Here is a 9,180-nt window from a genome sequence, read left to right on the forward strand (position 1 = left end):
GCTTTTTCTCCCGCTATCCCCTCCCCCTTCCCGATTTAAAACAGAGCTGGCAGGACTTCTAAAACCAGCAATTCAATCATACAGTTAGCCGATTAACGGCCCACGATGGAACCGTTATGGCAGGCCCGTTATCGCACGCTACAATTATATATATAATACCTCTTTTATATTCCTGCTATTTCCAGCGAAAATTGTCGCCTGGACGCTATTTCTTTTCAGCCGCCCTGGCTTATTATTTATTATGTTGCATGAAACCAGTTACAACGGTAACTCGCTACCGCTTTTTGTTAACCTCGTCAACTTAATAAGTTCTATTCGACACAAAATCGAGACTTCCTGCTAGTGAAATCCAGAAAACTTAATTTCTTTTTTTGAAATATTGAAACAGATAACCAGCAACAGGTGAAAGTCTTATAAGTTTTCATAATATTTAATATTAACTGTTTGTGATGGTGAAGGCTATCACTTTTACTTGTTTTTATATCATAAATTCAATACGTTGACAAGCACTTCTTGAACCCATCCCGGCCCGAAGAGAAAAAGCTGGCGTTTTTACGCCAGCTTTACATTTAACCTGGAGGCGACACCCGGATTCGAACCGGGGAATAGCGGTTTTGCAGACCGCCGCCTTAGCCACTTGGCTATGTCGCCATAAAAAATGGAGCGGAAGACGGGATTCGAACCCGCGACCCTCGCCTTGGCAAGGCGATGCTCTACCACTGAGCCACTTCCGCATGCCTGGTGATATTATATATTATTTTTTTCGGTTTGTCCAGGTGGTGCCACGGGCCGGAATCGAACCAGCGACACGCGGATTTTCAGTCCGCTGCTCTACCAACTGAGCTACCGTGGCACATAAATTGGCGGAGCTGACGGGAGTCGAACCCGCGATCTCCGGCGTGACAGGCCGGCATGTTAGACCACTACACCACAGCTCCGCTTTGCTTGCTCCTTCGGGGTTGTTACCCCTTCCGCTGACAATCTTAAGTATACAAAAACTAAGCCCAAATGTCAATTGGTATTTTTAAATGTCGGGCAAAAAATTTTACCCCAATCATTGCCACCGCTGTTATCAACCGGGAATAAAGGCGTCCCGCCCGGTAGCTTTACCGGAGCGGGAGATTTTCAGCTCCCCCGCCCGAAGCATAAAATAGCTTCCCGCACAATTTTGGCCGCCAGCAGGGACGTGCGCTCCCCGGAGTCGCAGGCGGGACACACCTCCACCAGGTCCATGCCCACCACCCGGCAGCCCGCCAGCAGGTAGAGCGCCTGGAAGATCTCCCGGGGTGTGCACCCCCCCGGCTCCGGCGTACCCGTCCCCGGGGCAAAAGCAGGATCCAGAACATCAATATCCAGGGTCACGTAAAGCGGGCGGCCCTCAAGCCTGCCGGCCACCCCGGCCAGGGCCGGCAGGATTTCCCCGGGGTAAAAGTGGGTACTGCTCCGGCCGAAGGAAAACTCCTCCCGGGTTCCCGAACGGATGCCGAATTGAAAGACATTATCTCCCCCGACCACCTCCACCACCCGTCGCATGACCGTGGCATGGGAGAGCCTTTCCCCCAGATATTCCTCGCGGAGATCGGCGTGGGCATCAAAGTGCAGCACTGCCAGATCGGGGTAATGGCCGGCCGCGGCTTCCACCGCCGGCAGGGTAACCAGGTGCTCCCCCCCGAGCAAAAGGGGGAATTTGCCGTCGCCCAGGATGGAGGCTACCGCCGCATTAATCCGGCCCAGGCTTTCCCGGAGGTTGCCCGGGGGCAGGATAATATCCCCAGCATCGTAATAAGCATATTCCGACAGCTCCCGCTCCAGGGCGGGGCTGTATTCCTCCAGCGCCACGCTTACCTGGCGGATCCAGGCCGGGGCAAAACGGGTCCCCGGACGAAAGCTAACGGTTAAATCCAGGGGAGCGCCCAGGATCACCAGCGAAGATCGCCCGTAATCACCGGCACTCCCCATGAATACACCGCCCTTTTCCAGCCCTTCTCCAAGCATAAACACACCCCGCCGCCTAATCCTGCTTCACCAGTTCAGCCACAAAGGGGGGCAGTTCAAAGGCCGCCCGGTGAATAGCCGGGCTGTAATACCTGGTGTTCAGGGCGGGTAATTCCTCCACCTTCACCTGCCGGGGATCAAACTTCTTGCTGCCCATGGTAAAGCTCCACAAACCGCCGGGATAGGTTGGTACGCAGGCCAAAAACAGCCTGGCAATGGGGAAAATGCTCCTCACATCCCGGAATACCCGGGCGATAAGATCCTGGTTGAAAAATGGCGATTCCGTCTGGGCGACAAACAGCCCGTCCTCCGTCAGGGCATTATAAACGTCCTGATAAAAGGACCTGCTGAAAAGCCCCTCGGCGGGACCCACGGGATCGGTGGAATCCACAATGATCATATCGTAAGCATTGCGGTTTTCCCGCACGTGCTTGATGCCGTCGTCTATTATAACCCTGACCCGGGGGTCGTCCAGGGCACAGCTAATTTCCGGAAGATATTCCCTGGCCGCGGCAATTACCCTTTCATCAATTTCCACCAGGACAGCCTGTTCCACTGAGGAATGCTTGATGATCTCCCGGATGGAACCCCCGTCCCCTCCGCCGATAACCAGAACCCGGCGCGGGTTGGGATGGGTATTTAAACCCACATGGGCGATCATTTCATGATAAACAAACTCATCCTTAATGGTGGTTTGAATGACATCATCCAGGGCCAGCAGGCGTCCAAATTGCACCGTGTCATAGACGGCCAGATGCTGAAAGGGCGTCTTTTCTTCATGCAGAACCCTTTTCACCCGGCAGCTCAGCTTCATATGATCGGTTTGCAGCTCGGTGAACCAGCAGTTCATGACCATACCCCCAGGAAAGATTAATACCACATGGGCACTGCCGCCAGGGCGCAGCCAATTTTCTCCACCCGGTGTTCGGCAGCCGCAATCTTCATGTCCACCAGTTTCATGCCCCGGGTAGCAAAGGCTTCCCGCAGCATAGCTTCAATCCGCGCTTCAGCTTCCTTCTGCGAGCACTTACCTGCAAACTCCATGATCACGCCGAAGGTGTCCTCGGAAAAGCCCACACCCACGGCCGCCGCAATTAATTCCCCCGGATTCTCGCTGACTATATACCCGTAAGCAGTGGGCACCAGGGAACCGGGAGGTATGGACAATTCAGGATCGTACTCCGCTCCGGGAGGAAGAATGCTGCTGACCCGGATCAGGTTGATGTTGCCAATCCGGCCGGCCAGGAGAGCGTTATCAAAGGCGGTTAATTCGCTGTTTCCCTCGGCACTGGCAGCAGTCAGAAAAAACTTCTTTGGGGTGGGTAACACGGCAAATTCCCCCTTTCTATGTTCTTATCCAAAAACAACAAGTTATATTATAACAAAAGACATGAAAAAATAAACTATTTTATTGACCAGAGCCCGTACCATAATATTCCTGGTATGAAAAATTCCTCCCCATAACATTCTAACCATCGAATGATGAAACCAGTAAATTGAGGGAGGTTAAAACATGGCCAAAACAGTGCTGGCAACTTTCTCATCACGGGAGTCCGCGGACAGGGCCGTTGCAGAACTGCGTTCACGGGGCTTTGACCGCGAGATTTCTGTGGTAGCCAAGGAGGATGTCGCACGCAACGAACAGCGTGCTGAAGCCGGGCCCACCATGGGCGGTGACCCGGTGGCCGACGGTACCGCCACCGGAGGAGTGCTGGGCGGCCTGGCCGGCCTGATTGCCGGGGCCGGTGCCCTGGCCATTCCGGGCATTGGACCCATTGTAGCCGCCGGCCCCATCGCGGGACTGCTCTCCGGCGCCGCCACCGGCGGCATTGCCGGGGGACTGATCGACTGGGGTATCCCGGCGGAACGGGGACGTTATTACGAGGAAAAGGTCAAGCAGGGCAACATCCTGGTTTCCGTCCGCTGCGATGATAACAAGGCCAATGATGCCGCCACGGTACTGCGCCAGTTTGGCGGCCAGGACGTCGAGACCCACTAAAAGCCGGGGCAGGGGGTTCATCCCTCTGCCTCTTCTTTTACCTGCTCATAAATCCTTTTGTAAATAAGGGCGTCTTCCACCTGGCGATCGGCGGACTCGCAAATAATGGTGGGCGTGAGCTTTCTTTCCACGATCAGCCGGGCCAGGAACCTGAAATCGGGGCCAAAACCCCCGTCTAAAAGGGTGCGGTGTCTCCGTTCCCCCGCCCCGGTAAACTCAATGGGACTGAAGTGAATGTGCAGCTTCCGAACGGCCTCCTTACCCAGCTGGCTCTCTATCCTGTCCAGAACGATAGCAAAATCCTCCATCGATTTCAACGCCCCCCGGCCGGCCGCGTGGAGGTGAGCGAAGTCCACCGCCGGCACCACCCGGGGATCGAGGGTGCAAAACTCCAGCACCTCATCCAGGCTGCCCAGCTGCGCCGGTTTTCCCGCCGTTTCCGGGGCCACGCGGATCTCCCCCAGCCCCATATCTTCCGCCAGCGCCAGAACCTCCAGTAGAAGTTTTTTGGCCCGGGCCATGGCAGCAGCCCGCTCTTTTCCACCTCCCGTACCGGGGTGAAAGACCACCGGCGAGGCTCCCATCCACAGGGCCGCCTGCATGGCCTTGAGCAGGTGCATTTTGGTTTTCTCCTTTAAAACCGGGTCATCAGTTCCCAGGGTAATGTAATAAGGGGCATGAATGCTTAAAGAAACCCCGTTTTCCCGGGCCCGTTCACCCAGCTTCCTGGCCGTAGCCTCCCCGATATGCACTCCCCGCACACACTGGTACTCATAGGCATTCAGGCCCTGACCCCGCAACCAGGCGGGCATGTCCAGGGAGCTTTTATAACCCTGCGCGTGAAAGGACGGTGGGTTTCCCGCCGGCCCGAAACGTATCCCCATCACCCTACTCCCTTCCCTTTAGTAAAGCTATATGAAGTGGCAATTCCTTCGACAATAATAACCCTTTTCCTGCTAAAAGGATAGGGGTAAAAGAAAAGTTTGTCAATCTTATATGGAAGGTTATTACATATTTATAACGTATTATACATTACTGGTTAAATATATCAGAAGCAGGCTAAGGAGGACCTTCTCATGCGCCAACGGATCATTTTCCTGTTAACCCTTGGTATCTGCCTGTGGATCTTTTACATTAAATGGCTGGTACCGGTGGTGCCCACATCCTGGCTCCTGCAGAAGCAGGAATTTCCGGTATATCTGCTGGAGTCGCCCGCCCGCACCCTGGACCCGGCGCGGGCGGATGACCCTTCTTCCGCCCGCGTGCTGGCAAATATCTACGAGGGACTGGTCCGGCTCAGGACGGGTACGGAAGTGGAACCATGCCTGGCCGTGCGGTGGGAAGCTTCCCCCGACGGACGGCAGTGGACCTTTTACCTGCGGCCCGATGTGACCTTTCATGATGGTACACCCTTTAACGCCGAAGCGGTAAAAATTAATGTCGAAAGGATGCTCCAACAGCAGGAACGTTATACTTATGCCGCCTTTACCTACGGCATGGTCCAATCCGTGGAAGTTATAGATCCCCTGACCGTGCGGTTTAACTTAAAATACCCCTACGCCCCTTTTCTCTATAACCTGGCCATGCCCGTAGCCGCCCCCATGGTCAGCCCCCGGGCCCTCCAGCAATATAAAGAAGAGTTCTGGAAACACCCGGCGGGAACGGGACCCTTTATTATCCAGCAGTGGAAGGACGACGGTGAAGTCGTCCTGGCGGCCAACTCCAATTACTGGGGGGTCAAACCCTCCATACCGGGAGTGATCTTCCGCTCCGTCCCCGACCCGGCAAAAAGGACGGAACTCCTCCTGGCCGGAAAAGCCCAGATCAGCGAGGGTATTCCCCCCCAGGAGGTGGCAAACTTAAAGAACAGGGGCTTCCGGGTGATCGAAACCCCCGGGCTGGACATCAGCTACCTGGGTTTCTACACCGATAAGGGGCTGTTCCGCGACGCGGCACTGCGGCGGGCAGCCCGGCAGGCCTGCGACCCCCATGAACTGGCAGAACAACTTTTCCCCGGCCGGGTGCTGGTAGCCAGAGGCCCCCTGCCCCCCGGAATCCTGGGTTACGAGCAGACGCCCGAACCGGTATCACCGGATCCCGGGAAGGCCCGGCAGGAACTGCTGGCTGCCGGTTACACCCCGGGAGTGCAAATTACGCTCCTGGCTTATAACTCCACCCGCCCCTATAACCCGGCGGGAGGGGAAAGGCTGGCCCGGGCCCTGGCCGGGCAGCTGGAAAAAGCGGGTTTTTCCTGCTCCGTCAAGGTTTACCCCTGGGACGAGTTTAAAAAAGCCATCTACCGCCAGGAAGGGGATGCCTTTATCTATGGCTGGACAAGCGATAACGGCGACCCGGACAACTTCCTGTTCACCCTTTTCTCGTCCACCCAGATTTCCGGCGGCCTGAATGCCACCCACTACCACAACCTCAAAGTAGATACCCTGCTGGCCAGCGCCCAGCAGACCACCGATAACACCCTCCGGACCCGGATTTACCGGGAGGTTTTAAAGTATCTCCAGGAAGATGCACCTGTGGTTTTTCTCCATCACAGCCTGCACACTGTAGCCGCGGCCGGGAATATTCAGGGTCTGATTATCCGCCCCCAGGGCATACCATTCCTGGGCAACGTTCAATTGAAGCAAAATGAAAAATAAATTAAAAATACCTATATATACCAGTAATAAGTCTGGAATTTTTCACCCATACTATGGCTGAGTACAATAATTCGAGGGGGAGTGTTTGTGCACCAGATCTTTCAAATGCAGCAGCAAATTCAAAGATTAAGGGATGAAGCAAGTTCCATCAGCCAGCTGTGCAACCAGATCCAGCAGCAGCAATTGCAGCGCTTAACCTTTATTGCCGGTCAAATGCAGCAGGATTTGAACAGCCTCAGCAGTATGGCCCAGCAAATCAGCTCCACCATCCAGGCCCAGGGAGGGTATACCGCGCAGTACGGGCAGGCCGGTTTTGGCGGTTACACCCAGGGCTATCAAACTTTCACCGGCCAGTACGGCCAGGGCACCCAGTTCAACACCGGACGTTACGGAACCGCCGGTGGCTATAACATCACCCAGTACGCAACCCAGCCCGCTACCTATGGAAACGTCTCCGGCTATGCCATGCAGGGTACCGCCGGCCAGTTTGGCGGCTACCAGACCGGCCAGCAGTACGGCACCGCGGAGCAGTACGGCTGGGCCCAGCAGGGCCAGATGGGTTACCAGGGCGGCGGGTTCCAGGGCAGCATCTATGAACAGGGCAACTACCAACCCAATTACACCGGCGTTTTATCGAACAACTAAAACCGGCAGCATCTACTTAACGGGGCCTTTCACAGGCCCCGTTAAATTTATGTTTTTTACAACAAAAACGGGTTCTTTTAGACATCTTCTACCCCTTAACAATTTTACCTTAATTTGTATAATGAGTATAAGAACTGTTTTTGGGGGGGAATCCAGTGAAGGTCTTACGGGATGGAGCATCATACAGTCACCGGGAAGTGGTGGACTTGCTGGTGGAGTTTTCAGCCTTTAAAGACCGTGTAGAAAAAAAATTTAAAGAACTGGCCCGGGAGCTGGACGGAAAAAACAATGAACACGAATTATGGGTTAACCTTTATCTCATTTCCACAGACTATGCAGAAGAACAATTTAACAAAAAACAGAAGCAGGAAGCCATGCAAAAGGTTTCTTAAATTTAATACAATCCCTACCCTCGACGGGTAGGGTCTTGTTTTTAGAATTCCCCGCCCGGGGAATAATAAACCCGGAGGTGTGAAAATGTCCAGGGAAGAAAGAAAAAGAAACCCTTCCACCTGGTGGGCCATCCCCCTGGGTCTGTTCATGGGCGCGGGCTGGTTATCCCTGGCGGCTTACTTTGTTTACAGTTACATCCAGCCCAGGGAATAGCAGCGGTCTTGCATGCTAAGAACATGGCGGGTAATGCGGGAATTCAGCGCCATCACTTTAATAGCCGCGGTAGAAAGCAAACCCCTTGTAAGAAGGGCGCTTTCATGGTATAATCCTTATTGCCATGGGGGCATAGCTCAGCTGGGAGAGCGCTAGAATCGCACTCTAGAGGTCGGGGGTTCGAGTCCCCTTGCCTCCACCAGGAAAATCAAGGCTTTGTGGGATCGGCAAGCGGTTTTTATGTAAGCTTGCCCCCAAATTTGCCCACAAGCCTTTTTTTTGTTCAACGTGTCGCAAGCCTGTTTCCGGTTCGAGCTGGCAGGTCACCGGTTTGGGTTGCAAAAGTCCGCTTGAAAGGCATAGTGGCTGCGCAGGGCCAGGAAGTCCTTCTGCAGGCTCTGTACATAAAGTGAGCCTTAACAGGGTGTACCCCGCAGGGGACATCTCAATAAGCTGCCACTAAAGGCAAAGGCCCCCTCTTTGTTTGTTTAGGAACAACAAAGAGGGGGCCTTTGTTTTCCGCTGTGTCACACATTCCCAAAAGATTGCGTATTATTGCTAGTAACCTGATTGTGCCAGTTTTTGCAAATATAATATATAATGTCACATTTTTCTTTTATGGCATATGATGGTATAAAAACCAAGTAAAATCTAGAAAGGGGATTGAATATGCCCATTAAGCCAGGTAAGTGCCCGCAAGGTAGATGCCCTGAACCTACGGAAAAGGACTGTATCGAAGTCTTTAAAGTCTACGACATGTGCGTGCAGGAAGACGAGGTCAGCCGCTGTGTTAACGCTACAGATCTCCTCTGTTCGGATCCCCTGCCGCCAGGCGCCACGGTCAGGTGCACGGTGTTACCGGACAGTGCCCAATGCACCTTCTTAGGTTTTGGCCCGTTCGACCCGCCCTTTTTCCGGAACGTGATCCTCTTGCAGACGTAAGCGTAAAATAAACCCCACCTTGCAATCAGGTGGGGACATAATCTGGCTTATTTATTAGCCCTGCAGACAGGGGGCAGCGAATCGGACCAGGGGAGTAACTGATCCAGGGCGTTACTGTCTTTAGGGTTCAGGTTGGGAAGTTTTTCAAAAAGATAGCTGAGGTACTGGAAAGGATTCAACCCATTCTCCTTTGCCGTTTCTATGATGCTGTAAGTAATAGCGCTGGCCCGTGCACCCCGCGGAGTATTGGCAAACAACCAGTTCTTGCGGCCAATGACAAAGGGTTTGATCGACCGCTCACTCCGGTTGTTATCCAGTTCCAGGCGCCCATCCTGCAAA

The 9,180-nt window shown here is 54.0% G+C and carries 11 protein-coding genes and 5 tRNA genes; 7 read left to right on the plus strand and 9 right to left on the minus strand.

Annotation, left to right across the window (positions count from 1 at the left end; translation table 11 throughout):
• Positions 1–575: 575 nt before the first annotated feature.
• The 7 genes from BR83_RS0104890 to BR83_RS0104920 all read right to left on the minus strand — a co-directional run bounded on the left by BR83_RS0104890 (position 576) and on the right by BR83_RS0104920 (position 3,324).
• Positions 576–651, minus strand: a tRNA-Cys gene (locus BR83_RS0104890).
• An 8-nt stretch (positions 652–659) separates the two neighbouring features.
• Positions 660–734, minus strand: a tRNA-Gly gene (locus BR83_RS0104895).
• Between the two features lie 43 nt (positions 735–777).
• Positions 778–853, minus strand: a tRNA-Phe gene (locus BR83_RS0104900).
• Between the two features lie 8 nt (positions 854–861).
• A tRNA-Asp gene (locus tag BR83_RS0104905) sits at positions 862–938 on the minus strand.
• 187 nt (positions 939–1,125) lie between these two features.
• Positions 1,126–1,995: an agmatinase gene (gene speB / locus BR83_RS0104910; protein WP_114679198.1), complete on the minus strand. Its 870-nt coding sequence runs from the start codon at positions 1,993–1,995 to the stop codon at positions 1,126–1,128.
• Between the two features lie 16 nt (positions 1,996–2,011).
• Positions 2,012–2,845 carry a polyamine aminopropyltransferase gene (speE, locus tag BR83_RS0104915; RefSeq protein WP_027356140.1) on the minus strand — a complete coding sequence of 278 codons (834 nt, stop codon included), beginning with the start codon at positions 2,843–2,845 and terminating at the stop codon, positions 2,012–2,014.
• Between the two features lie 20 nt (positions 2,846–2,865).
• Positions 2,866–3,324: a pyruvoyl-dependent arginine decarboxylase gene (locus BR83_RS0104920; protein ID WP_027356141.1), complete on the minus strand. Its 459-nt coding sequence runs from the start codon at positions 3,322–3,324 to the stop codon at positions 2,866–2,868.
• Positions 3,325–3,508: 184 nt separating this feature from the next.
• Here BR83_RS0104920 and BR83_RS0104925 point away from each other — a divergent pair, with 184 nt between their 5' ends.
• On the plus strand, positions 3,509–3,994 hold the full coding sequence (locus tag BR83_RS0104925) for a hypothetical protein (protein ID WP_027356142.1): 486 nt from the start codon (positions 3,509–3,511) through the stop codon (positions 3,992–3,994).
• Between the two features lie 17 nt (positions 3,995–4,011).
• On the opposite strand, the gene BR83_RS0104930 is transcribed toward BR83_RS0104925, so the two are convergent.
• Positions 4,012–4,878, minus strand: a complete 867-nt coding sequence (locus BR83_RS0104930) for a TIM barrel protein (protein WP_027356143.1) — start codon at positions 4,876–4,878, stop codon at positions 4,012–4,014.
• A 192-nt stretch (positions 4,879–5,070) separates the two neighbouring features.
• Between BR83_RS0104930 and BR83_RS0104935 the strand changes: the two genes are divergently transcribed.
• The 6 genes from BR83_RS0104935 (at position 5,071) to BR83_RS0104960 (ending at position 8,841) form a co-directional block, all read left to right on the plus strand.
• Positions 5,071–6,648, plus strand: coding sequence for an ABC transporter substrate-binding protein (locus BR83_RS0104935; RefSeq protein ID WP_027356144.1), 1,578 nt, complete (start codon positions 5,071–5,073; stop codon positions 6,646–6,648).
• Positions 6,649–6,735: 87 nt separating this feature from the next.
• Positions 6,736–7,293, plus strand: a complete 558-nt coding sequence (locus BR83_RS17130; protein ID WP_157832964.1) for a hypothetical protein — start codon at positions 6,736–6,738, stop codon at positions 7,291–7,293.
• 155 nt (positions 7,294–7,448) lie between these two features.
• Entirely contained in the window at positions 7,449–7,685 is a 237-nt protein-coding gene (locus tag BR83_RS0104945) for a hypothetical protein (RefSeq protein ID WP_027356146.1), read from the plus strand.
• An 85-nt stretch (positions 7,686–7,770) separates the two neighbouring features.
• Positions 7,771–7,899 carry a hypothetical protein gene (locus tag BR83_RS17745; protein WP_278244209.1) on the plus strand — a complete coding sequence of 43 codons (129 nt, stop codon included), beginning with the start codon at positions 7,771–7,773 and terminating at the stop codon, positions 7,897–7,899.
• Positions 7,900–8,025: 126 nt separating this feature from the next.
• Positions 8,026–8,101, plus strand: a tRNA-Ala gene (locus tag BR83_RS0104955).
• A 467-nt stretch (positions 8,102–8,568) separates the two neighbouring features.
• The gene (locus BR83_RS0104960; protein ID WP_027356147.1) at positions 8,569–8,841 is read left to right on the plus strand and encodes a hypothetical protein; all 273 of its coding nucleotides are present in this window, start codon (positions 8,569–8,571) and stop codon (positions 8,839–8,841) included.
• A gap of 47 nt (positions 8,842–8,888) precedes the next feature.
• On the opposite strand, the gene BR83_RS0104965 is transcribed toward BR83_RS0104960, so the two are convergent.
• Positions 8,889–9,180, minus strand: a 292-nt coding sequence (locus tag BR83_RS0104965) for a transposase domain-containing protein (protein ID WP_027356148.1), incomplete at its 5' end; no start/stop codon positions are given.

It is taken from the genome of Desulfofundulus thermocisternus DSM 10259 (assembly GCF_000686645.1).
Taxonomy (GTDB): Bacteria; Bacillota; Desulfotomaculia; order Desulfotomaculales; family Desulfovirgulaceae; genus Desulfofundulus; species Desulfofundulus australicus.